This window comes from Mariluticola halotolerans, from assembly GCF_021611515.1.
Classification (GTDB): domain Bacteria; phylum Pseudomonadota; class Alphaproteobacteria; order Rhizobiales; family Devosiaceae; genus Mariluticola; species Mariluticola halotolerans.
The window spans coordinates 2677579-2700000 of record NZ_CP090960.1 but is presented as its reverse complement, the minus strand read 5'-3'; the positions used below and the strand labels follow the sequence as shown (position 1 = coordinate 2700000).

Annotated in this window: 21 protein-coding genes (1 of these 21 only partly in view); 4 read left to right on the top strand and 17 right to left on the bottom strand. The window is 59.5% G+C overall.

Annotated features, from left to right (window positions below; all coding sequences use genetic code 11):
• A protein-coding gene (locus L1P08_RS12905) for a M23 family metallopeptidase (protein WP_303617418.1) crosses the window boundary here: on the top strand, nt 1–1785 show its 3' portion. Its footprint begins 78 nt before the window's first position; only the last 1785 of its 1863 coding nucleotides appear in the window; its start codon lies beyond the left edge, outside the window; it ends in the stop codon at nt 1783–1785.
• 24 nt (nt 1786–1809) lie between these two features.
• Here L1P08_RS12905 and L1P08_RS12900 read toward each other — a convergent pair whose 3' ends face one another.
• The 3 genes from L1P08_RS12900 to clpB all read right to left on the bottom strand — a co-directional run bounded on the left by L1P08_RS12900 (nt 1810) and on the right by clpB (nt 5738).
• A complete protein-coding gene (locus L1P08_RS12900) occupies nt 1810–2631 on the bottom strand; it encodes an isocitrate lyase/PEP mutase family protein (protein ID WP_303617417.1) in 822 nt (273 codons plus the stop codon).
• A 21-nt stretch (nt 2632–2652) separates the two neighbouring features.
• Nucleotides 2653–2988 (bottom strand): VOC family protein, encoded by a 336-nt coding sequence (locus L1P08_RS12895; RefSeq protein WP_303617416.1) that lies wholly within the window; start codon nt 2986–2988, stop codon nt 2653–2655.
• Between the two features lie 131 nt (nt 2989–3119).
• Nucleotides 3120–5738, bottom strand: coding sequence for an ATP-dependent chaperone ClpB (gene clpB / locus L1P08_RS12890; protein WP_303617415.1), 2619 nt, complete (start codon nt 5736–5738; stop codon nt 3120–3122).
• Nucleotides 5739–5929: 191 nt separating this feature from the next.
• Between clpB and L1P08_RS12885 the strand changes: the two genes are divergently transcribed.
• A complete protein-coding gene (locus tag L1P08_RS12885; protein WP_303617414.1) occupies nt 5930–6319 on the top strand; it encodes a VOC family protein in 390 nt (129 codons plus the stop codon).
• Nucleotides 6320–6382: 63 nt separating this feature from the next.
• Here the strand turns inward: L1P08_RS12885 and L1P08_RS12880 are convergent, their stop codons facing one another.
• The 5 genes from L1P08_RS12880 to L1P08_RS12860 form a co-directional block, all read right to left on the bottom strand.
• Nucleotides 6383–6985, bottom strand: a complete 603-nt coding sequence (locus L1P08_RS12880) for a DUF4167 domain-containing protein (protein WP_303617413.1) — start codon at nt 6983–6985, stop codon at nt 6383–6385.
• A 327-nt stretch (nt 6986–7312) separates the two neighbouring features.
• On the bottom strand, nt 7313–8164 hold the full coding sequence (prmC, locus tag L1P08_RS12875; RefSeq protein ID WP_303617412.1) for a peptide chain release factor N(5)-glutamine methyltransferase: 852 nt from the start codon (nt 8162–8164) through the stop codon (nt 7313–7315).
• A gap of 5 nt (nt 8165–8169) precedes the next feature.
• Entirely contained in the window at nt 8170–9246 is a 1077-nt protein-coding gene (prfA, locus tag L1P08_RS12870; protein WP_303617411.1) for a peptide chain release factor 1, read from the bottom strand.
• A gap of 121 nt (nt 9247–9367) precedes the next feature.
• Complete coding sequence (ptsP, locus tag L1P08_RS12865; RefSeq protein ID WP_303617410.1) at nt 9368–11635, bottom strand: phosphoenolpyruvate--protein phosphotransferase; 2268 nt, start codon at nt 11633–11635, stop codon at nt 9368–9370.
• Between the two features lie 68 nt (nt 11636–11703).
• Nucleotides 11704–12972 carry an aspartate kinase gene (locus L1P08_RS12860; protein ID WP_303617409.1) on the bottom strand — a complete coding sequence of 423 codons (1269 nt, stop codon included), beginning with the start codon at nt 12970–12972 and terminating at the stop codon, nt 11704–11706.
• Between the two features lie 173 nt (nt 12973–13145).
• Here L1P08_RS12860 and ubiG point away from each other — a divergent pair, with 173 nt between their 5' ends.
• Nucleotides 13146–13883, top strand: a complete 738-nt coding sequence (gene ubiG, locus L1P08_RS12855; protein WP_303617408.1) for a bifunctional 2-polyprenyl-6-hydroxyphenol methylase/3-demethylubiquinol 3-O-methyltransferase UbiG — start codon at nt 13146–13148, stop codon at nt 13881–13883.
• Here ubiG and L1P08_RS12850 read toward each other — a convergent pair.
• From L1P08_RS12850 to L1P08_RS12830, 5 genes are all read right to left on the bottom strand, one after another.
• Nucleotides 13880–16195, bottom strand: coding sequence for a putative bifunctional diguanylate cyclase/phosphodiesterase (locus tag L1P08_RS12850; protein ID WP_303617407.1), 2316 nt, complete (start codon nt 16193–16195; stop codon nt 13880–13882). The two genes, ubiG and L1P08_RS12850, sit on opposite strands and share 4 nt — an antisense overlap.
• 192 nt (nt 16196–16387) lie before the next feature.
• On the bottom strand, nt 16388–16813 hold the full coding sequence (locus tag L1P08_RS12845; RefSeq protein WP_303617406.1) for a DUF1178 family protein: 426 nt from the start codon (nt 16811–16813) through the stop codon (nt 16388–16390).
• Between the two features lie 29 nt (nt 16814–16842).
• On the bottom strand, nt 16843–17691 hold the full coding sequence (locus L1P08_RS12840) for a carbon-nitrogen hydrolase family protein (RefSeq protein ID WP_303617405.1): 849 nt from the start codon (nt 17689–17691) through the stop codon (nt 16843–16845).
• Between the two features lie 8 nt (nt 17692–17699).
• Nucleotides 17700–17957 (bottom strand): glutaredoxin 3, encoded by a 258-nt coding sequence (grxC, locus tag L1P08_RS12835; RefSeq protein WP_303617404.1) that lies wholly within the window; start codon nt 17955–17957, stop codon nt 17700–17702.
• 25 nt (nt 17958–17982) lie between these two features.
• The gene (locus L1P08_RS12830) at nt 17983–18780 is read right to left on the bottom strand and encodes a ComF family protein (RefSeq protein WP_303617403.1); all 798 of its coding nucleotides are present in this window, start codon (nt 18778–18780) and stop codon (nt 17983–17985) included.
• A 57-nt stretch (nt 18781–18837) separates the two neighbouring features.
• On the opposite strand from L1P08_RS12830, the gene L1P08_RS12825 reads away from it, so the two are divergent.
• On the top strand, nt 18838–19707 hold the full coding sequence (locus L1P08_RS12825; protein ID WP_303617402.1) for a methyltransferase domain-containing protein: 870 nt from the start codon (nt 18838–18840) through the stop codon (nt 19705–19707).
• Between the two features lie 39 nt (nt 19708–19746).
• Here L1P08_RS12825 and L1P08_RS12820 read toward each other — a convergent pair whose 3' ends face one another.
• Genes L1P08_RS12820 through argJ form a run of 4 tightly spaced genes read right to left on the bottom strand, consistent with a single transcriptional unit; the run spans nt 19747 to nt 22396 of the window.
• Nucleotides 19747–19938 (bottom strand): Flp family type IVb pilin, encoded by a 192-nt coding sequence (locus L1P08_RS12820; RefSeq protein ID WP_303617401.1) that lies wholly within the window; start codon nt 19936–19938, stop codon nt 19747–19749.
• Nucleotides 19939–19984: 46 nt separating this feature from the next.
• Nucleotides 19985–20395 (bottom strand): 8-oxo-dGTP diphosphatase MutT, encoded by a 411-nt coding sequence (gene mutT, locus L1P08_RS12815; RefSeq protein ID WP_303617400.1) that lies wholly within the window; start codon nt 20393–20395, stop codon nt 19985–19987.
• Between the two features lie 3 nt (nt 20396–20398).
• A complete protein-coding gene (locus L1P08_RS12810; RefSeq protein ID WP_303617399.1) occupies nt 20399–21148 on the bottom strand; it encodes a GNAT family N-acetyltransferase in 750 nt (249 codons plus the stop codon).
• Between the two features lie 3 nt (nt 21149–21151).
• Nucleotides 21152–22396, bottom strand: coding sequence for a bifunctional glutamate N-acetyltransferase/amino-acid acetyltransferase ArgJ (argJ, locus tag L1P08_RS12805; RefSeq protein ID WP_303617398.1), 1245 nt, complete (start codon nt 22394–22396; stop codon nt 21152–21154).
• Nucleotides 22397–22422 lie beyond the last annotated feature (26 nt).

Genomic DNA, 22422 nt, shown 5'->3' with positions numbered 1-22422 from the left:
CTGACCAGCGTGTTGCTGATGGGCGCGGCCCTTTATGTTTCTTTTCTCGGGCAGGACACCTTTTCCACCGCCTATGAAGCCTTGCAGATTGAGCAGCCCCACACAGCCAGCGCCACATCGCTGCTGATCAAGACCGACAGATTAAAGCCCGTCGCTCAGACCCGCTCCGATCGCGAGATCGTTGAAGCCTCGATCCGCGAAACAGTCGATGGCCGGGGCATGATCCGGCGCCAGCCTTTCGTGCGTATCCGCGCAACACTTGCCACATCCGCCACGGCCCTGTCGGACAATATCCCCGCCTATGATCCTGTCGCCCTGCTCAGCCGCAGCCAGGCGCTGGCGGCCCAGGATGATCTTCAGGTCTCCACCGATGTTTACGGTGCAGAGGTTGAGGGGGAGGTTGCCGTACAAACAGCCTCGCTGCCGGTCAACATTCGCCCCGCAGTTCAGATTTCCGACAAGAAAGCTGCCGAATTTGTCCGCGCTGTCATTGAGGGCAATTTTACCGATGGCGACAGTGCCATTCTCGGCTATGCCCCAATTGAAACCGGTGTGCGCGATCTCGGCATCATGACCGGCGAGGGCATTTCCGGCGTGGCCGAAAATGTGACGGTCATGCCTAAAACCCATCTCGCCGAAGACGCCGGCTTCGGCCGTTCCGAGCGCGTATTGACCATCCGCGAACAGAGCTCACTCGAAGATGTGTTGATCAAGAACGGCTTTACCGCCCAGATGATCGGCGCCATCACCAAGACATTGCGCAATGTCTACCCCTCGACCATCCTGCCGGCAGGTGCCCGGCTGCGCATCCTCTTCGGCCCCTCACGCACATCCAACAGCCTGATCCCCTATCGCATGTCGATCTATGTTCAGGACGTGCACGCGGCAACCGTCGCACTGACCGACCGCGGCCAGTATGTGTTGGGTCTCGCGCCACCTGCCATCGAATTCCCCGAGGAAGATACCGAAGAGATCAACGTCAACAATCTGCCCACAATCTATCGCTCGATCTGGGAGACCGCCCGCAAACATGATGTGCCGGACGAAATCACGGACCGGATCGTTGCCATGTTTGCCTATGACCTTGACCTGAACAAGCGCATCGCCCCCGGCGATTCCATCGAAATTCTGGAAACCCCGCCCGACGCATCAGCCCGTACCGAACTGCTTTATGTCGGATTGAAACTGGGCAATACCACGCGCGAACTTTATCGTTTCCGTACCGATGACGGCACTGTGGATTTTTACGACCCCAATGGGCAGAGCGGCAAACGCTTCCTCCAGCGCCGCCCGCTCAAGGGTGGTGGACGCATCTCTTCGCGTTTCGGCTACCGCAAACATCCCGTTTTCGGCACCTATAAATTGCATAGCGGCGTCGATCTTTCCGCCCCGCGTAACACCCCCATCTACGCGGCAGGTGACGGCGTGGTGGAAACCGCAAAATGGGCGTCCGGCTATGGTCGCTATGTCAAACTGAAACATGTCAACGGCTTTGAAACCGCCTATGGCCACATGAACAAGATTGCCGACGGCATGGCGCCGGGTGTGCGCGTGCGTCAGGGACAGATCATCGGCTATGTCGGTACGACCGGTGTTTCCACAGGCAACCATTTGCATTTCGAAATCAAGATCAACGGCCGGTTCGTGGACCCGCTTAGTGTCAAGCTGCCCCGCGACAAGGCCCTGCCACCCCAATATCAGCGCCAGTTTGCCGAAACCGTCGCCCAGATGCAGGATCTGATGCAGCGCGATGCCAAGCCAATGACCGTGGCCAGCACGGAATAATACCGTGCCGGCCTGATCTGGCCGTCAGTCGATAAATTTCCGCAGCATCGGGTCAACAATATCGCTCGAAACCGTCGCGCCCAGCCCGGTCATGTCACCGCGCTCGAACATTGCCAGCCCGGTATCATGAATGATCTTGTGGGTCGCCCGCGCCAGCGCTGACCCCAGACTGACCCGCGCCACCCCGATCCGGGCAAAATCCGCAAGACCGTATTGGCTAAACCGCCCCGCACAAAGCGCATTGACCGGCTTGCTCACCGCCCGGCAAATGCTTTGCAGCGCGTCCATATCGGCAACCATTGGCGCATAGAGCACATCGGCCCCGGCCTCTGCGAAAGCCTTGAGCCGCCGGATGGCTTCATCGAGGTCATAATGCCCCAGCATCACCCCATCCGCCCGCGCCGTCAGCACGAAATCCCCCTCAGCCGCCTTCGCCGCTGCCGCCCCGGCCTCAATCCGTTCCACCGCCGCTGCAAAATCATAAGGGGTATCGGCCGGCAACATGGTGTCTTCAATGCAGCACCCCGCCAACCCCGCCTTTGCCGCAAGGGTCACGGTCTCGGCGACGCTTGCCGCATCATGGCCATAACCGTTTTCCAGATCGCCACTCACTGGCAAGGGCGTTGCCGCCACCAGATCACTGGCATGCGTCAGCGCCACATCACGCGGCACATGCCCCATATCCGGCACACCGAGCGTAAAGGCATGCGCGGCCGATGAGGTGGCAAGTGCCTTGGCCCCCATCGCCGCCAGCATCCGCGCCGACCCGGTATCCCAGGCATTGGCCAGAATAAATGGCGTGCCGGGCACATGCAGGTCCCGGAAACTTACACCTCGATCAATCATATCCGTCCCCCCAAAGATCGATCAGCGTTCTGACCAGACCGCCAGTTCATTGCCACCCGGCTCGCGAAAGTGAAACCGCCGCCCGCCCGGAAAATCAAAGATCGGCTTGACGATTTCCCCGCCCGCTTCGGTCACCGCCGCAAGCGCCGCCTCCAGATCGTCGGTCTTTAAAATCACCAGCGCCTTGCCCGGTTGACCGCCACTGGCGTCCAAACCGCCATCCAGTCCGGCGTTTTCAAACGCCTGATAATTGGGGCCGTAATCGGCAAAATGCCAGCCAAAAGCAGTCGCGAGAAAATTCTTGCTCGCGGCCATATCGGCCGTGTCGAATTCCACATAGTCGATCTTGATTGGCATGCGCCCGCGCCCTCGCAATTTGTTCCCTATATGTTCTAAACATATTCATAGAGGAAGAGCAATAAAAAAGGACGGAGCGCTGGCCCCGTCCCTGATCAATTGCATTGGCGAATGGACAACCGGCGCGGCGCTTATTGCGCCGCGTCGACAATCTCGGCCTCAACCGTGGGCACCAGCACCAGCCCGGCATCACCGGCATCCACTGTCACCTGGCTGCCATCGCTCACCTCACCGGCCAGCACCTTTTCCGCCAGCCCGTCCTGCACCTGCCGCTGCATCACGCGCTTCAGCGGCCGGGCACCATAGGCAGCATCATAGCCTTCATTAGCCAGCCATTCGCGCGCTGCCGGGGTAAGGGTCAGGGTGATATCGCGATCCTTGAGCAGCTTTTGCAACCGCTCAAACTGGATATCGACAATCGCGCCCATATCCGTCCGCGCCAGCCGGTGGAACAACAGGATCTCATCGACCCGGTTGAGGAATTCCGGGCGGAACGCCATCTTCACCGTATCGAGCACCTTGCCACGCACCAGCTCCACGCTCTCATCATCCTTGAGTTCTGAGAGATATTCAGAGCCCAGATTGGAGGTCATGATGATCAGCGTATTGCGGAAATCCACCGTCCGGCCCTGTCCATCGGTCAGTCGCCCGTCATCGAGCACCTGCAACAGCACATTGAACACGTCCGGATGCGCCTTCTCGATTTCGTCGAACAGGATCACCTGATAAGGCCGGCGCCGCACCGCTTCGGTCAAAACCCCGCCCTCGTCATACCCAACATAGCCCGGCGGCGCACCGATCAGCCGGGCCACGGAATGCTTCTCCATGAATTCCGACATATCCAGCCGCACCATGGCCGCTTCATCATCGAAGAGGAATTGCGCCAGGGTCTTGGTCAGTTCGGTCTTGCCCACACCGGTTGGGCCTAAAAAAATGAACGAGCCAATCGGCCTGTTGGGGTCCTGCAATCCGGCACGCGACCGCCGCACGGCCCGCGACACCGCCGCCACCGCTTCCTGCTGGCCGATCACCCGGCGCGCCAGTTCCTCTTCCATGCGCAGCAGCTTGTCCCGCTCGCCTTCCAGCATCTTGTCGACGGGAATACCGGTCCAGCGCGAAACAATCTGCGCGATATGGCTCGGGGTCACCACTTCCTCGGCCAGCACATTGTCAACAACGCCCTCGCCCTCATGGGCTTCGGCATCGGCAATCCGCTTTTCAAGGTCCGGAATAACGCCATAGGCAAGCTCACCTGCCCGCGCCAGATCGCCGGAGCGCTGGGCAATTTCCAGCTGCGACCGGGCCTGATCCAGCTCTTCCTTGAGCTTTTGCCCGCCCGCCAGCCGGCTTTTTTCAGAAACCCAGCGCTGGTTGAGCGCACCCGCTTCTTCTTCGAGGTCAGCCAGCTCACCTTCAAGCTTGGCCAATCGCGATTTCGAGGCGTCGTCGGTTTCCTTTTTGAGGGCTTCCCGCTCGATCTTCAATTGCATGATGCGCCGGTCGAGTTCGTCGAGCGCCTCGGGCTTTGAATCAATCGCCATGCGCAAGCGCGCCGCCGATTCATCCATCAGATCAATCGCCTTGTCGGGCAAAAACCGGTCGGCAATATAGCGGTTCGACAGGGTTGCCGCCGAAACCAGTGCCGAATCGGAAATCCGCACCCCGTGATGCAGCTCGTATTTTTCCTTGAGCCCGCGCAGGATCGAGATTGTGTCTTCAACCGTCGGCTCGCTGACAAAGACCGGCTGGAAACGCCGGGCCAGCGCCGCGTCTTTTTCAACATGCTTTTGATATTCATCAAGCGTCGTTGCACCCACGCAGTGCAATTCACCACGCGCCAAGGCCGGCTTCAGCAGGTTCGAGGCATCCATCGCCCCATCGCCTGCACCCGCCCCCACAAGCGTGTGCATCTCGTCGATAAACAGAATGATTTGCCCATCAGCCGCAGTCACTTCATTGAGCACGCCCTTCAAGCGCTCCTCAAATTCACCGCGATATTTCGCGCCGGCAATCAGGGCACCCATATCAAGCGCCATCAGCGATTTGTTCTTCAGCGATTCCGGCACATCACCATTGACGATCCTGAGCGCCAGCCCTTCGGCAATCGCCGTCTTGCCCACGCCCGGCTCGCCAATCAGCACCGGATTGTTCTTGGTACGGCGCGATAACACCTGAATGGCGCGGCGGATTTCCTCGTCACGCCCGATCACCGGGTCCAGTTTGCCCGCCCGTGCGTCAGCGGTCAGATCGCGCGCATATTTCTTCAACGCATCATACTGGTTTTCCGCCGAGGCAGAATCAGCCGTGCGCCCTTTACGCAAATCATTGATCGCTTCATTGAGTTTGGAAGCAGTCACCCCGGCAGCCGACAATATCTTGCCCGCATCCGCCGTCTTTTCAATCACCAGCGCCAGCAATAACCGTTCAACGGTCACAAAGCTGTCCCCGGCCTTGTCCGCCGCGCTTTCGGCGGTGTCAAAAACCTTGGCCAGTTCGCGGCTGAGATAAACCTGCCCGCCATCGCCTGAAACAGTTGGAATTTTCTTCAGCGCAGCTTCAACCCCGGCACGCACCTGCACCGGATCGCCTTCCGCGCGCTCGATCAAACCAGAGGCCATGCCCTGGTCATCATCCATCAAAACCTTCAATAGATGCACCGGCGCGAACTGCTGGTGCCCCTGGCCCAAAGCCATGGTCTGCGCACTTTGAATGAAACCGCGTGCGCGCTCGGTATATTTCTCGATATTCATATCGACCAATCTCCTTTTCTCGCACGACCCGCTGCCCAAAAAGGCGCAGACGAACCGCCGGAAGCCTGGTTTGCGAGGCACCTGACTATGCAGCGCACCTCTGTTGTAGTGAGATATGGTATTGGATTTCGAAAAGAAAAGGGGCACGCTGCCCGGGCCAGCCCAGTAAGTTCGCGAAAAAGGAAACCCGCATGCTGACCGGACACATCCGCACCCATGGCATTATTCTGGGCACTGAACGTTTTGATGCCTGTCTGGCCTTTTATCGCGACATTATCGGCCTGCCCGTCTGGTTCGAAAAACAGGGCCTCACCTGCTTGCGGTTCGGTGATGGTTACCTGATGATCGAAACAGGCGGCATGGCCCGCGATACACGAAAACCGAACGCCGAAAACCCCACCGTCCTCCGCTTCAATGTCGATAGTGTGCACGACGCTGCGGCAAAGCTTGAGGCGGCCGGTGTGCAGGTTGATATCAGGCAGTTCGACTGGGGATTGGTCGGCGCCTTTACAGATCCCGATGGGAATGCCTGCGAACTCAAGGACGCCGACGATCCGTTTTTTGAGACAAAGACAACATAAAGGGGCCGCACGCCGGCAGAACCGGAACGCGGCCCCTGATTAGGGCACTAAATCGTACGCAGCCTATTCGGCAGCGTCGGCACGTCCGCCAGCGGTCAGAAAGGCGGGCAATTCGCCCACATCAGGCTGTGCGGCACCAGCTGCATCAACCGGTGCGTCATCCGTGCGCGGCTGCGGTTTGCGGCGCGGGCGCCGTTCACGCGGTTTGCGCGCCGGCTTTTCGGCCTCTGCCTCATCAGCATCTGACTTGGCGCTCTCCGCCGGTGCAGGCTGATCAGCATTGCTGCCAGAAACCTCAGCCGACCCCTGGTCGTCATTGCCGCTGGCATTGTCATTATTGTCGTCGTCGTCACCATCGTCACTGCCATTATTCATTTGTGGCTGCGACTGGTCATTGCGCTGCGGGTTCTGCGCCTGGGCGGCAGACAGAATGCGGAAATAATGTTCCGCATGCTGGAGATAGTTCTCCGCCATCACCGAATCGCCACTCGCCTGCGCATCACGTGCCAATTGTTGGTATTTCTCAGCAATATGTGAGGCATTGCCACGGATTTTCACATCCGGACCATTGCTCTCAAAATTACGCGAAAGGGGGTTTGTGTGCTTGCGACCACCGCTATTATTACGGCCCCGCGAGCGCTTGTTCTGATTGTTGTTAGGTCTCATTCGTCGCTACAAAGCTCTTTGTTTGTGTCGGGCAAACTGTATTTACAGCCAACATAACTCTCGTATCCGGGCGATCTGCGGGTAACTCCCGCAACCGGGGATATTTTCAGTTGAGCGTCAACAAGCTGCCGCTTCAGCCACACCCTGCACCATTGAAAAGATCCTTTGGATCCAGTGCCTGATTGCCTTTGAAAGGCATTCGCGATGAACGGGTGACTATTGCCTGTGCGTGAACCCACGCAGCTGAACAGCACGGTCAACCTATATGCTTCGCCTTGGTTTTCCAAGCAAAAAATGGCATCACCCCCACTTGCCACCGGGTTTGCGTTAAATGCGCGCCACAACCACCCGGCCAATTCCGGCCAGATCGTCATGTATTGTGCACATCGGATATCCCGCCTTTTCGAATATCTCACGAACCGGCGCTGCCTGCCCCGCCCCCAGTTCCACAATCACCGCGCCGCCCGCCGCCAGATAGTCACGCGCTTCCGCGGCAATGAGATGATAGGGTGCCAACCCGTCCGCCCCGCCATCCAGCGCCAGCACGGGATCATGCAAGCGCACTTCCCGTTCAAGACTGGCAATCACGTCACTCTCGATATAGGGCGGATTTGAAACGATCAGGTCAAACCGCGCCGACCGGTCAACAGGCTGAAACCATGACCCCTCACAAAGGGTCAGCCGGTCGGCAACATGATGCGCCTTGGCATTGATCGCCACCGCCTCCAGCGCCTCACCACTCAGATCAACCGCCACCCCGTTGGCCGTCGGCAAATTGTCCAGAAGCGCAATCGCAATGCACCCGGTGCCGGTTCCAAGATCGAGAATGCCGGCATCCGGCCGACCGGCCAGAAAATCCAGCCCCAGCTCAACCACCAGTTCCGTTTCAGGCCGGGGCACAAGCGTTGCCGCGTTCAGTGTAAAATCGAGCCCGAAAAATTCCTTGTGCCCCAGAATGCGCGCCACCGGCTCCCCGGCCAACCGCCGCGCCGCAAATCCCTCGAGCACATCCAGCGCCTGTGCGCCCGCCACATCATGCTCATGCGCCGCCAGTTGCGCCCCGTCAAAACCAAAGGCACGCTCCGCCAAAAGCCGGGCATCCAGCGATGGCGTCGCCATATTCGCGTCGGCAAACCGGTCGCGCACAAGCCGCCAGGCGCGGCCCATCGTTTGCGGCAAAGTGCTCAGCTTTCCTGGTCCATCGCCGCCAGCTGTGCGGCCTGATGTTCGGTCACCAGCGCGCTGATCACCTCCTCCAGCCCCTCCCCTTCCATGATCTTGTCGATCTTGTAGAGCGTCAGGTTGATCCGGTGATCTGTCACCCGCCCTTGCGGGAAATTATAAGTGCGGATGCGGCCCGAGCGGTCGCCCGTGCCCACCTGGTCGCGGCGCGCTTCGGAGCGTTCGCTGTCGCGCTTCTCGCGCTCCGCCTCATAAAGGCGTGCTCGCAACACCTTCATGGCCCGGTCACGGTTCTGATGCTGGCTCTTTTCCGAAGAGGTCACCACAATCCCTGAGGGAATATGCGTGATACGCACCGCACTGTCGGTGGTGTTGACGTGCTGTCCGCCCGCGCCCGAGGCCCGCATCGTATCAATGCGGATATCCTCATTGCGCACCTCGATATCGATATCCTCGACCTCGGGCAAAACCGCAACCGTCGCTGCCGAGGTATGAATGCGCCCACTGGCTTCGGTCTCGGGCACCCGTTGCACCCGGTGCGTGCCGCTCTCGAATTTCAGTTTCGCATAAACACCCGTGCCCGAAATATTGGCGATGATTTCCTTGTAACCACCCATATCGCCTTCGCTCTCGGTCATGATGGTGACCTTCCAGCGGTTCAGTTCGGCATAGCGCTGATACATGCGAAACAGGTTGCCCGCGAACAGCGCCGCCTCGTCGCCCCCCGTCCCGGCACGCACTTCAAGAATAACACTGCGCTCATCGGCAGAATCCTTGGGCAATAGCAGCAGCCGGATTTCCTGGCTCAGCGCATCAATCTTTTCGCCCAGCTCTTCATATTCCAGTTCGGCCAGTTCGCGCATTTCAGGGTCCTTCGACCCCAGCAATTCCTTGGCACCCTTGTAATCCTCAAGCGCCCGGCGATAAGCGCGGATCGGCCCGATCATGGGCTGAAGTTCAGCATATTCCTTGGACAGGCGGACATATTCATCCGGCTCTGGCCCGCCGGACATCTGGTGCTCCAGTGAGTCAAAACGCTGCTCGACGGCATCAAGCTTTTCTGTTGGCAATTGCGCCATGGGAGAAGGACTTTCAGTTAAAAACAGCAGCCTGAAGCCTCAGGCAAAAAATCGGAGCCCGGTTTTGCGCCATTGGCGCTTTGAAAACAAGAGCCAGCACATAGCCACCCCAACCGGGAGGCTAGATTGGCAGGTTCTGGCGCGCCGCCCATTCCACCAGCAAGTCACGAATGGAACCGCCATCAGCGCCTTCACTCAGGGCCGCCGCAACCGCTGTGCGGATGGGTTCAATCTCGAGCGAGAGAATCATTTCCTTGATCGGCCCGATCGAGGACGCGCCCATGGAAAGACGTGTCATGCCGATCGACAAAAGCGCCAGCGCCTCAATCGGCCGCCCGGCCAGCTCGCCGCACATGGTCACCGGCACATTATAGCGTGCCGCACTGTCAACGATCAGCCGCAAGGCTCTAAGGCGCGGCAGGGCAATCGGATCGTAATTGCGGGCGACACGCGGATTGGCCCGGTCAGTCGCCGTCAAAAACTGCACAAGATCATTGGAGCCGATGGAAACAAAATCCACCTCCGGCATCAAATGATCCAGTTCGAACAACAGCGAGGGCACTTCCACCATCGAACCGAGTTCAATCTTTTCCGGCACGGGCGCACCAGTGCGCTTTAACCGTTCCCATTCCTTCTTGATCACCTGCCGCGCCTGCCGGAATTCGGCAACTTCGGTGACCATCGGCACCAGAATTTTCAGCGGCCGTCCATCCGCAGCCTGCAACAAGGCCCTCACCTGTGTGCGCAACAATCCCGGCCGATCGAGCGCCAGACGCAGCGACCGCCAGCCCATGGCCGGGTTTTCCTCGGCCATCGAGCGCAAATAGGGCACCACCTTGTCGCCGCCAATATCCAGCAGACGGAACACAACCGGCTTGTCACCGGCAATCCTGATCGCCTCGCGATAAAGATCGATCTGTTCGCTAAGCCGCGGCAGCTTGGAGGCGATCATGAATTGCAGTTCGGTGCGGAACAGGCCCACACCCGCAGCCCCGGTTTCCTCCAGTGCATGCAAATCCGCCACCAGCCCGGAATTGTGCAACAGCGTCACCTCAACCCCGTCCTTGGTGATCGAGGGCTTGTCGCGCAATTCAGCAAAATGCGCCCGCCGCTTGGCCGACAGTTTTACCTTGTCGGCATAGCTCGCCTCGATTTCGCTGGTCGGGCGTAAATAGACAACCCCCAGCGTACCATCGACGATAATATCGTCGCCGGTCTCACAGATCGAGGCAATCGAATCGGCCTGCCCCACGGCCACCAGCCCGAGTGACCGGGCAACAATCGCCACATGCGCTGTTGCCGCCCCATCCTCAAGCACAATGGCGCGCAGCTTGGTGCGGTCATATTCCAGCAGGTCAGCAGGCCCCATATTCCGGGCCACAACCACGGCATTGTCAGGCAGCTCTGTCGCGCCCACCTTGCCATTGCCCGTCAGAACCCTGAGCAGCCGGTTGGCCAGATCATCCAGATCATGCAGCCGGTCACGGATATAAGGGTCCGCCTGGCGCAGCATGCGCGCACGGGTGTCGTTCTGCACCCGCTCGGTCGCCGCTTCCGCCGTCAGCCCGTTGTCAATCGCCTCTTCGATGCGCCTGACCCAGCCCCGGTCATGGGCAAACATCCGGTAGCTTTCCAGAATATCCCGGTGATCGGAGGACAATTGCATATCGCCCCGCTTGAACATGTCGTCAATCGACATGCGCATGGTGCGGATTGCCTTTTCCAGCCGGGCCTTTTCCTCGTCCGTGTCATCGGCGACAAAATTCATCACCACAACACGCGGGTCATGCAAAACCACATGGCCAAGCGCAATGCCCTCGCCAAAGCTGACCACTTCCAGCATGCGCGGCCGCCGCAGATCGATATCCGACCCCGGCTTGATCAGGCTTTCAAATTCCGACGCCGACAGCATTTCGGCGAGAATCGTCGCCGTGGTCAGCATGGCCTCGGTCTCGTCCTCGCCATAGGCGCGCCGTTCCGAGTTCTGCACAACCAGAACGCCCAGCGTCTGGCCCGAACGCAAAACCGGCACACCAAGGAAGGAATTGAACGGGTCTTCCCCCGTTTCGGGGCGATAGGCAAAGGCTGGATGCGCTGTGGCATCGAGAAGGCTCAAGGGCTCCGCCTCGGCAGCGATCAGGCCCACAAGCCCCTCGCCCAGCCGCAGCGTGGTCATGTGCACAGCTTCAGGTTTCAGGCCGTGAGTCGCAAAAAGTTCAAGCGCGCTATCATCACGCAACACATAGAACGAGCACACATCGGCCCGCATATTGTCCGCGATCAGATCAACAATCTTGTTCAGGCGGTCCTGTGAACCCAAAGGCTCAGCAAGGGTTTCACGCAATTGCCGAAGCAAAACGCGCGGCCCGCCGCCAGCGGCGTTGCCCATAAAAAAATCCTCATGGCGGCCCGATTGCCACCCCTCCCCCAACAACGCATTTGGAGCTCTTGCGGATCCTACGCGCTGTCTTTGTCGAGACCGTAATACGTATGCAGCGCCCGAACCGCAAGTTCCGCATACTCTTCTTCTATGAGAACTGAGGTCTTGATTTCAGAGGTTGTAATCAACTGAATGTTGATTCCCTTGTCCGCCAGGGCCTGGAACATCGACGATGCCACACCCGCATGCGAACGCATGCCAACGCCCACAACAGAGATTTTCGCCCCGCCCTTGGACCCGGAAATCGAATCATACTCGAACCGGTCCCCCGCAACGGTCAAAGCTTTCATCGCCTTGTCGTATTCACTATCAGGCACGGTAAAGGTGATATCGGTCATTTTGCCATCGTCGGAGACATTTTGCACAATCATGTCGACAACAATGCGCTCATCGGCCAGCGAGCCGAACACGGCAGCGGCAACGCCGGGCTTGTCCTTGACCCCGCGCAGGGTGATTTTCGCCTCGGCCTTGGCCAGGGTCACGCCAGAAACAATCTGCTTTTCCATAATCTCATCCTCATCGCACACCAGTGTGCCGGGAACACCATGACCCGACCCATCGGGCGCCACCTGCGGCGCATCCGGGTCGTCAAAGCTCGAGCGCACTGCAAGGCGCACTTTCTGCGCCATCGCCAGCTCCACCGAGCGCGTCTGCAAAACCTTGGCCCCCAGCGAGGCCATTTCCAGCATTTCCTCAAACGAAATCCGGGTCAGCCGCTGCGCCTTGGGGGCAATGCGCGGATCGGTCGTATAAACCCCGTCCACATCGGTATAAATATCGCAGCGATCCGCCCCGATAGCCGCCGCCACCGCCACAGCACTGGTGTCAGATCCACCGCGTCCCAGCGTCGTCACCCGGCCTGAAGGGGCAACGCCCTGAAACCCGGTCACCACACACACCACGCCCTGCCCCAGCCGCTCGTTCAAAAGCGCCGGCTTGATATCGGTAATCCGCGCCGCCCCATGGGCGTCATCGGTTTCAATCGGCACCTGCCAGCCCGCAAATGAGCGCGCGGCAATCCCCATATCCGAAAGCACAATCGCCATCAGCCCCGCGGTCACCTGTTCGCCAGAGGCCACCACCGCATCATATTCACGCGCATCATGCAGTTTGGAGGCGTCATTGACCCAGCCCACAAGCTGGTTGGTCGCCCCGGCCATGGCCGACACCACCACGCAAACCTGGTTGCCCGCGTCCACCTCACGCTTTACATGGCGCGCAGCGTGCCGGATGCGGTCCACATCGGCCACCGATGTGCCGCCGAATTTCATGACGAGACGTGCCATGACGCTTTTCCTTTATGCCCCGGCACCCCAAAATAGCCCGGCCGGTTTGTTTTGTTCGCGCGTCAATTGCCATAAGCACGCGACAACTGCAACTGGCACGCCAATATGATGGTTTCCGGGCACAGCCTGCCCGTGCTAAACCACAGCTGAATTAACCCAAAAAGAACAGTGTCATGGCCGCAACAACCATTAATGACGACGAAATCGCCCGCTTCACAGCCATGGCGGAACAATGGTGGGACCCAAAGGGCAAGTTCAAGCCATTGCACAAGTTCAACCCCGTGCGGCTGGCCTATATCCGCCAGCATGTCATTGATCACTTTCAGCTCGATGGCACCAAACGCCTGCCCCTCGAAGGCCTGAAATTTCTCGATATCGGCTGTGGCGGCGGTCTTTTGTGCGAACCCATGGCCCGGCTCGGGGCGACGGTTACCGGTGCCGATGCGGCTGAAAAAAACATCCGCATTGCCGAACTCCACGCCGCCCAGTCCGGCCTCGAGATCGATTACCGCGCCACCACGTCCGAAACCATGGCGGAAGCGGGCGAACAATTTGACGTCGTGCTCAATATGGAAGTGGTCGAACACGTCGCTGACGTGCCGCTTTATCTTGAAAGCTGCGCCCGATTGGTCAAGCCCGGCGGGCTGATGTTCGTGGCCACCATCAACCGCACGGCAAAAGCCTTTGCCCTCGCCATTGTCGGGGCCGAATATGTGCTGGGCTGGCTGCCCAAGGGCACCCATACTTACGAGAAATTCCTCACCCCTGAGGAAATCAGCTCCCAGCTCAAGCGCCATGGCATGAGCATCAAGCACAAATCCGGCGTCAGCTACGCGCCCCTGCAGGACCAGTGGCGCACCTCGCGCGACATGAGCGTCAATTACATGCTGCTGGCCGAAAAACCGGCCTAGGCCTGCGAGGCTTTCAGCTTGCCACGCCGGTCGGTCAAAACGATCAGGTCATTGGCGCTTTGCGGCGGCGCGAACAAATAGCCCTGCACATATTTGCAGTTGAGCGCCTTGAGTTCCGCCAGTTGCATCGGCGTCTCCACACCCTCCGCCACCACATCAAAGCCAAGCGCATTGGCCATGTCCACAATCGCCCGGATGATTTGCGCATTGGCCGGATTGCTGTCCAGCCCCTCGACAAAGGATTCGTCGATCTTGATCTTGGAGAAAGGAAAACTGCGCAAATAGCTCAACGACGAATAGCCGGTGCCAAAATCATCAAGCGCAATTCCCACCCCGAGATTTAGCAGGTCATGCAAGGTACCCGCCACATGTGACCCCGCCTCCAGCAACACGCCCTCGGTAATCTCAAGGGTCAGCCGGCTGGGCAACAGCCCGTAGCGGTCAAGATTTTGCACCAGCTTGCTCAACAGGGTCGTATTGCGCAATTGCACGGGGGAAACATTGACGCAAACCTGAATGTCCGAAGGCCAGCTCGCCGCATCGCGCGCCGCCTGTGCCAGAACCCAGTCGCCGATTGGCACAATCAGCCCGCTCTCCTCGGCAACAGATATGAATTCCTCGGGATCAACCGGGCCAAGCTCCGGCGAGGTCCAGCGCAGCAGCGCCTCATAGGCAACAACCTTGCCCGTCGATAATTCGAAGATCGGCTGATAGTAAAGGTGCAGCTCGCCGCGCTCTTCCGCGCCATGCAGCGCACATTCCAGCTGCTTGCGCCGCAGCAAGCCGGCACACATTTCCGCCTCGAACATCCGCTTGCGGCCCCGGCCTTCCGCCTTGGCTGCATAAAGCGCCAGATCGGCATTGCGCATCAGCGCATCCGCATCCGCCCCATGCGCCCCGCCCAAAGCCGCGCCCGCACTGCCATCGATCACAAGGCTATGCGTGCCCACAACAAACGGCGCATCAAACAATTCAAGCAGTTCGGCGGCAACGCTTTCAACCTCCGCCGGCCCGTTGATATCGAGCAGCAGAACCGTAAATTCATCCCCGCCCAGCCGGGCCACATCAAAAGCGTCACCGGCCCAGGCCCGCAAACGCGCCCCCAAATCCCGCAACAGGGCATCGCCCACCGGGTGCCCAAGCGTGTCATTGATCAGCTTGAACCCGGTCAAATCCAGCGAGACGATACCGATTTCACTTGCCGGGCGGGTCGCAAACGCCTCGGTCAGCAATTCCAGAAACCGTGTGCGGTTGATCAATCCGGTCAACTGGTCGGTATGGGCCAATTGCTGCAACCGCCGCTCAGCCAGCAGCTTGCCGGTAATATCCTGGGCCACGCCCCGCACACCGCAAAACCCGTCAACCCGGTCCCATTGCGGGCTGGCGCTGATCGACCAATAGCGCTGCACCCCGCCCACCTGCACACTGGCCCGCGCATCGGACAAAGGCTCGCGCAACCGCACCCGTTCACAAATCACCGTGTTGAAAAATTCAGCGTCCGGGGCAAACAATTCCGAAAAATGCATGCCGTTCAACGTTTCGGCATCCAGCCCCGCCGCCTTTGAGAACCGTGGGCTGACCGCGCAAAACCGGCCCGAGGCATCCGTTTGCCAAAGCCAGTCACTGCTGTTCGCCTCAAAATCATTAAGCGACATGGCAACATCGCGTTGCGCTTCATCCCGGGCATGGGCATCCCGCGTCTCTTCCAGAAAAAGACCCGCCTGATGGCGCACGATCACCAGAACATAGGCAAAAAACACAAGCAGGGGCACAATCTCGAACGCCGTCATCCCGGCGCTCAGCAACGCCATACTACCCGTCAGCGTCAGCACACCGCCATAAACCAGCGTCGCCAGGGGGAAGGCGGCAAAGCCGAAAACCTCGGCACACATCATCCCGCCCGCAATCAGCCCCACCAGCAATTGCCGGTCCGGGCCCAGTTGCGGCAGAAACACGATCGCCCCCACACCCCAGGCCAGCGCCCGCAAACCCGCCAACAGCGTAATCTGTCGCTGGATGCGCTCCATATCTTCCACCCTTGAAGGGTTTCCGCGGCGATAGGCGCGCCAGGGCACCAGCAACAGCGCCACAGCGAGCGCCGTTGCACAGCCCCAAAGCACGAAATGCCCCGAAGGCACCGCCCCCCAGACCGCAAGGGCGAACAAACCAACATGAACAAGATTGAAAATCAGGGTCGCCGGAATAAGGCGCTGCACAGCGGCAACCCGCCGCTGCGTGATTTCGGCCCTCAGCCGTGGCGCACGCCCGCCGCCCTGCGCTGGAGCATGCCGCGCAATCAACCGCCCCGTCATATTTTTTACAAATGAAAACAACGCAAAATAACCAGCTTGCCTGAACAGCAAAACACTGGGCCTCTGCGATTAAAAAACCCTGAAATAACCCACGCAATAAAATTCAGATGCGACCCAATTATCGCCCTGTTTAAAAGTATTCACCGGCTATGTATAAGTATTAGATCAGGAAGATATATCGCGCAGCTAAATCTAGTTACGATCCTCAGGCAAGCTGGGCAAGGGCATAAAGTCGATCCCGTCCTCAACAAGCGCGGTCACTTCCTCGCGCGTTGCCTCACCATAAATGCCGCGCTTCTCGCTTTCCTGATCGTGAATCTTGCGCGCTTCACTGGCAAACCGGTCGCCAACATAATCGGCTTCAGCGGTCACCTTGTCGCGCAAGGCCTTCATCGCCGCGCGCAATTCCGCTTGCTGGGGATGACCGGAAGACAAGGCAACGGTATCTGAACTCTTGCGCGCAACGGCAGGGGCCATCAGCGCCTTGGTGACATTGCCCGAGCTGCAGATCGGGCAGGTAACGATGCCCTTTTTGTGCTGCGCTTCATAGGCATCCGCATTGCGGAACCATGCGTCAAACTTGTGCTCACTCTCACAGATCAGCGAATACTGGATCACGCTAGAAATTCCTCTCAGAACCTGACTGATTATGACAGACCTTGGTTAACGCTTAGCGAAAACGGGCGGGCATTGGCAAGGGCCGGCAGCCGCTCGCGCGCATCCCTGACCCGTGCCGGATCGATATCGGCCAAAACCAGCCCCGGGCTGTCTTCGGCGCGCACTGATACAACAGCACCCCATGGGTCGACAATCATGGAATGCCCCCAGGTGGCGCGCCCGTTCTCATGCTGCCCCGCTTGTGCGGCGGCAATCACATAAGATCCCGTCTCGATCGCGCGGGCCCGGAGCAGAATTTCCCAGTGGGCCCGCCCGGTCGGCACGGTAAAGGCCGCCGGCACCGCCATCACCCCCGCCCCGCCATTCGCCAGCGTTGCAAACAATTGCGGAAACCGCACGTCATAACAAATCGACATGCCCAGCCCGAAGCCGGGCGCCTGGGTCACCACCGCCTCGGTGCCACCCTGATAGCTGGCACTCTCGCGATAGGGGCGATCATTGGGTGGATCGGCGTCAAACAGATGAATTTTGTCGTAGCGGGCAACCTCTTGCCCATCAGGCGAAAAAAGCACCGAGCGATTGGCAAACAGGCCATTCTCCAGCGCCACCGCCAGCGACCCCAGATGCAGAAAAAGGCCCGTTTCCCGGGCAATTTCCGCACAACGTTTCAGGGCCGGGTTATCTTCCATCGGTCCGGCAAGCGTTGCCAGCTCCGCCCGGTCACGCGCAAACGCAATACTCACCTCAGGGGTCAGCACATAGTGTGCGCCCGCCGCAGCCGCCTCGGCACTCAGCCGGGCAATCACGTCAAGATTGGCCTCGGGCGACAGCCCCGAACACATCTGGAGCGCCGCAACCCGCACGTTTTCGTCACCCATACCTGGAATTAGCCCGCGTTGAGCAGCTTGTCGAGCGCGCCCTGACGCTCCATCGCCGCCATATCGTCATAGCCGCCCACATGGGTCTCGCCGACAAAAATCTGCGGCACGGTCCGGCGCCCCTGGGCACGCGTCGTCATTTGCATGCGCGCATCCTGATCGAGCACATCGATCTCGTCATAGGCAACGCCCTTTTGATCCAGCAACGATTTCGCCGCGTGGCAATAAGGGCAGGTCGGGGTGGTGTAGATCTCAACTTTTGGCATCAAACGCCTCCATGACACTTTGCTGTTATATGGGCATATCCGCCCCAATAACAACGCGTGCGAAGCTGATGACGTCAATTTGTTCGATTCCTGCGCGTTTAAGGGCGAGGGTCAACGCCCGCACCGTGGCCCCTGTGGTAATCACATCATCAACAATCACCACCCGCCGCCCGGCGATGGCCGACAGCGCCTCTGCCCGCACCTCAAAGGCACCTGCCACATTGCGCTGGCGCTGGGCGGCGCTCAGGCCCACCTGCTGCCTTGTGCGGCGCGTGCGCCTGACCAGAAGCGGTGCCACATCCAGCCCGCGCAATTGCACCAGCGCCCGGCATAATTCGGTTGATTGGTTATAGCGCCGTTGCCATTGCCGGAACCGGTGCAGCGGCACCGGCACCAGAACCGGATCGCCATCAAGAATCTCGGCGCATGCCGTGGTCATCGTCAGGGCGCAAAACCGCGACAGCTCCGGCTTGTCGCCATATTTCAGCCGCGACACGATCGCCCGGGCCAGATCATTGTAAATAAAGGCCGACCGCGCCCGGTCAAAGGGCGGCGGATCGGCAATCGCTGCGGCAGACCGCGCCTCAGGCCCCAGCGAGACAGCAAAGGGCAGGCCAAGCACCGGGCACATCGGGCGGGTAATCGGCCTGAGGCCACACCAGCAACTGGCGCAAAGGGCATTGGCATCGACAATCGGGGTATCGCAATAAAGGCATGTGGGCGGATAAAGCTGGTCGAGAACAAACCCGCCCGCCCGTTTCAGCCACAGGGCCGGCGCGCGAAACCTCAAAGCCTCTTTGACAGATGCCTGGTGCTTGTCCATAACCCCATTCTGCATCTTAATGCGCGCCCTGTCGCGCCCCATTGCAAAGCCAAATCCATGTCCGGCACCACAGCACAACCGCCCCGCATATTCGACCGCGCGCTCGTTTTGGCCCGCTACGCCCGTCACGCTGGCGGCGGCGCCGATTTCATCACCCAATTGGTGCTCGATGATCTGGAACAGCGGCTCGCCCCGATCACCCGCGACTTTTCAAAAGCGCTGATCATGGGGCCGGATGCCACAATCCTGCCCGCCAAGGGCCGCGCCGCCAACGGGACCTTCACCTTCACCAGGGCCGCAACCCTGATCGATGCAACCGTTGACCCGGAAAACCTGCGTCTGCCCGATACCGGTTATGACCTGATCGTCTCGATACTCGATTTGCAATTCGTCAATGACGTGCCCGGCTTCCTCTCGCGCATCCGCGCCCATCTCGCGCCGGACGGCCTGATGCTGACAGCGGCCATTGGTGGGGATTCCCTGCAGGAATTGCGCAGCGCCTGGCTCACCGCCGATGCCGAGATCTCCGGCGGGGCCTCTCCCCGCATCGCCCCCTTCATCGATGTGCGCAATGCCGGCAGCCTCTTGCAGCGCACAGGCTTTGCCCTGCCCGTCGCCGATCTTGAGCAGCATGTGGTGCGCTACGCCTCGCCCCTCGCCCTGATGCAGGAACTGCATGCGCTCAGCGCAAGCAATCCTTTGGTTGATCGTCCCCGCAAGATGACAACCAGAACCGCACTGGCAATGGCCGCCGCAGCCTATGCGGACGCCGCCAGCGATCCCGATGGCCGCATCCGCGCCACGCTTGAAATTCTCTGGATGTCCGGTTGGGCCCCGCACGAGAACCAGCAAAAGCCGCTGGCACCGGGCAGCGCCAAGGTCAGCCTGGCAAAGGTGCTGGGCAATAAGGATGAAACCGGGCGCTGACCCTTTTTTGCAAGGGCTTGGTAAGGCTTGTAAAAAGCCTTATGTACCGCTGACAGCAGCCGTGACTTTCGTCGCCACGCCGTCAAATAATTCAACAATTTCATCACCCGCCAGTATGAGCGCGGCAATGCAACCCACCGCAATCAGCCCCGCAATAAGCGAGTATTCAATTGCCGTTGCACCGTCTTCGTTCCTTAAAAAGGCATCAAAAACATCAGCCAAATTCTTCATCCCGCCCTCATACAATTGTGAAAAATCCACACGTACCAGCGCCAGTTTACAACAAATCACACAAATGAGCGATTAACGGCGCATCCGCCGGCGGCATTTCATAATCGCGCAAAGCCTGCGGCCGCACCCATTTGAGGGCATCATGTTCCAGCGCCTGCGGTTGTCCCTGCCATTTGCGGCAGACATAAAGCGGCATCAACAAATGAAAATCATCATAGGCATGGCTGGCAAACGCCAGCGGCGCGAGACACGCTGTCTGGGTTGAAATCCCCAGTTCTTCCTCAAGTTCACGGATAAGCGCGGCTTCCGGGCTTTCACCGGCCTCCAGCTTGCCACCGGGAAATTCCCACATGCCACCAAGCGCCTTGTCCGCCGGCCGCTGGGCAATCAGCACTCGCCGGTCAACGTCGACGAGGGCACACGCGACCACCAGCAAAATCTTCTTATCCTCAGCCATCCGCTATTCGGGACGTCGATAGTGATAACGATAGACCTCTTCAAACCCCAGCGAACGATAGAGATTGAGTGCCGGCACATTGTCGCTGACCACCTGCATTGCGGCCCAGTCGGCCCCGCCATCCCGGCTCCAGTTCAAGGCCGCCTGCATCACCGAACGGCCATAGCCCTTGCCGCGCAAATCCGCGCGCACCACCACATTGAGATAAACCCCGATCCCGCCATTATTATTGGTCAGGGCCGCCGCCGCCGCGCCGCCATTCTCGTCATAAACCAGAATACCGGTTACCGGTGCGGTGATCCGCCCCAGCATATCGGTCAGGGCACCCACGGTTTCGCCGCCATAGCCGCTCATGGCCGCCTGCACTTCATACCATTCAGGATCAGTCGCCTTGAACAACCTGAACGAATGTTTGGGCGTAAACGCAGCGCCAACCGGCATCGCCATAACCACACTATGCTCAATGGGTTTCCAGTGCGCGGTATTGAGCGCCGTAATCACCTTCTCGCCCGCAAGCGGCGTCACCCGGAATGTTGGAGGAACACCCCGTTCCCGGGCCCATTCTGCAAACCGCTCAAGGCGCTCGCCCGCCTCGGCCTCATCACCCGGATCCATCGACTGTGCCGAGTTTGCCCGTTTGGTATAGCCATTGGCAAAACGCCACACCCAGCCACCATCCTTGTGGGTTTCAAGAGCAGGCCAGGCGCTGAGAAACGCCTGTTCAAGTTGCAGGTTGGAAGGACGTTGCGCCAAAAATCAGCTCCGGTAATCAGCGTTTATGGAAATATAGCCATGGGTCAGGTCGCAGGTATAAACCCGTGCAACCCCGTCTCCAAGCCCGAGCCCTACCGTCAATTCAAGATCCGTGCCTTTCATATAGGCGCTGGCCTGTTTCTCGTCATATCCGGGCGCACGCATACCGTTCTCGGCCACCAGAAAATCCCCGAACCGGATCGATAGCCTGTCCCGGTCAGCCGGTTCCCCGGCCTTGCCCACGGCCATCACCACACGGCCCCAATTGGCGTCTTCCCCCGCAATAGCGGTTTTCACCAATGGTGAATTGGCAATCGCCCGGGCAATCACCCCGGCGCTGGCATCATCCACCGCGCCATTGACTTCAACGGTAATAAATTTGCTCGCGCCCTCGCCATCCTTGACCACCTGCATGGCCAGATCAAACAGCACATCATGCAAGGCTTCTCCGAAAACGGCCGCACGCGGATCATCAAGGCTTTCGATCGGCGCCACATCGCGGGCCGCCGCCTTGCCGGTCGCAAACGCCAGCAATGTATCCGACGTCGAAGTATCGCTATCAACCGTCACGGCATTGAAACTTGTCGCCACATGCCGCCCCAGCAAGGCCTGCAACACCTCTGTCTTCACCGGCATGTCGGTAAAAACGAAAGACAGCATGGTCGCCATGTCCGGCGCAATCATGCCCGAGCCCTTGGCAATGCCCGAAATCGCGATCTCGACACCATCGATCTCCACCGTCGCCGTTGCCAGCTTGGCAAACGTGTCCGTGGTCATGATCGCCTCGGCAGGCTCCATCCATGGCGCCGATTTCAGCCGACCCGCGCATTCATCGAGCACACCGCGAAATTTCTCGCCATCCAAAGGCTCGCCGATGACCCCGGTCGAGGCCAGAAACACCTCATCCGGCGCACAACCGACAGCTTCAGCCGCAATATCAGCGATCAAAACCACCGCATCGCGCCCCTTGGCCCCGGTAAAGGCATTGGCATTCCCCGAATTGACCACAAGCGCCCGCGCTTGCCCCTCAGCCCCCAGCCGCTCCCGGCACCAGTCCACAGCCGCGGACGGGCATTTCGAACGGGTCAGAACGCCGGCAACATTGGTTCCGGCATCAAATACCGCCAACAACACATCGGTGCGGTTCTTGTACTTTATCCCCGCCGCTGCAGTGGCAAAGCGCACCCCCGCAATCTCCGGCATTTCGGGAAAAGTTTCAGGGGCCAGCGGAGAGCGGGGATATGCCATTTTTGTTCAAGCCAGTTGCCATAAAG

Coding starts and splice junctions, on each gene's coding strand:
- L1P08_RS12830 (WP_303617403.1), bottom strand. CDS start 18,780: ATGGACAAGCACCAGGCATCTGTCAAAGAGGCTTTGAGGTTTCGCGCG.
- ptsP (WP_303617410.1), bottom strand. CDS start 11,635: ATGGGCAACGCCGCTGGCGGCGGGCCGCGCGTTTTGCTTCGGCAATTG.
- L1P08_RS12860 (WP_303617409.1), bottom strand. CDS start 12,972: ATGGCACGTCTCGTCATGAAATTCGGCGGCACATCGGTGGCCGATGTG.
- L1P08_RS12880 (WP_303617413.1), bottom strand. CDS start 6,985: ATGAGACCTAACAACAATCAGAACAAGCGCTCGCGGGGCCGTAATAAT.
- L1P08_RS12840 (WP_303617405.1), bottom strand. CDS start 17,691: ATGGGTGACGAAAACGTGCGGGTTGCGGCGCTCCAGATGTGTTCGGGG.
- L1P08_RS12820 (WP_303617401.1), bottom strand. CDS start 19,938: ATGAAGAATTTGGCTGATGTTTTTGATGCCTTTTTAAGGAACGAAGAC.
- clpB (WP_303617415.1), bottom strand. CDS start 5,738: ATGAATATCGAGAAATATACCGAGCGCGCACGCGGTTTCATTCAAAGT.
- argJ (WP_303617398.1), bottom strand. CDS start 22,396: ATGGCATATCCCCGCTCTCCGCTGGCCCCTGAAACTTTTCCCGAAATG.
- L1P08_RS12895 (WP_303617416.1), bottom strand. CDS start 2,988: ATGCCAATCAAGATCGACTATGTGGAATTCGACACGGCCGATATGGCC.
- L1P08_RS12850 (WP_303617407.1), bottom strand. CDS start 16,195: ATGACGGGGCGGTTGATTGCGCGGCATGCTCCAGCGCAGGGCGGCGGG.
- prfA (WP_303617411.1), bottom strand. CDS start 9,246: ATGGCGCAATTGCCAACAGAAAAGCTTGATGCCGTCGAGCAGCGTTTT.
- grxC (WP_303617404.1), bottom strand. CDS start 17,957: ATGCCAAAAGTTGAGATCTACACCACCCCGACCTGCCCTTATTGCCAC.
- ubiG (WP_303617408.1), top strand. CDS start 13,146: ATGGCCGCAACAACCATTAATGACGACGAAATCGCCCGCTTCACAGCC.
- L1P08_RS12885 (WP_303617414.1), top strand. CDS start 5,930: ATGCTGACCGGACACATCCGCACCCATGGCATTATTCTGGGCACTGAA.
- L1P08_RS12900 (WP_303617417.1), bottom strand. CDS start 2,631: ATGATTGATCGAGGTGTAAGTTTCCGGGACCTGCATGTGCCCGGCACG.
- mutT (WP_303617400.1), bottom strand. CDS start 20,395: ATGGCTGAGGATAAGAAGATTTTGCTGGTGGTCGCGTGTGCCCTCGTC.
- L1P08_RS12825 (WP_303617402.1), top strand. CDS start 18,838: ATGTCCGGCACCACAGCACAACCGCCCCGCATATTCGACCGCGCGCTC.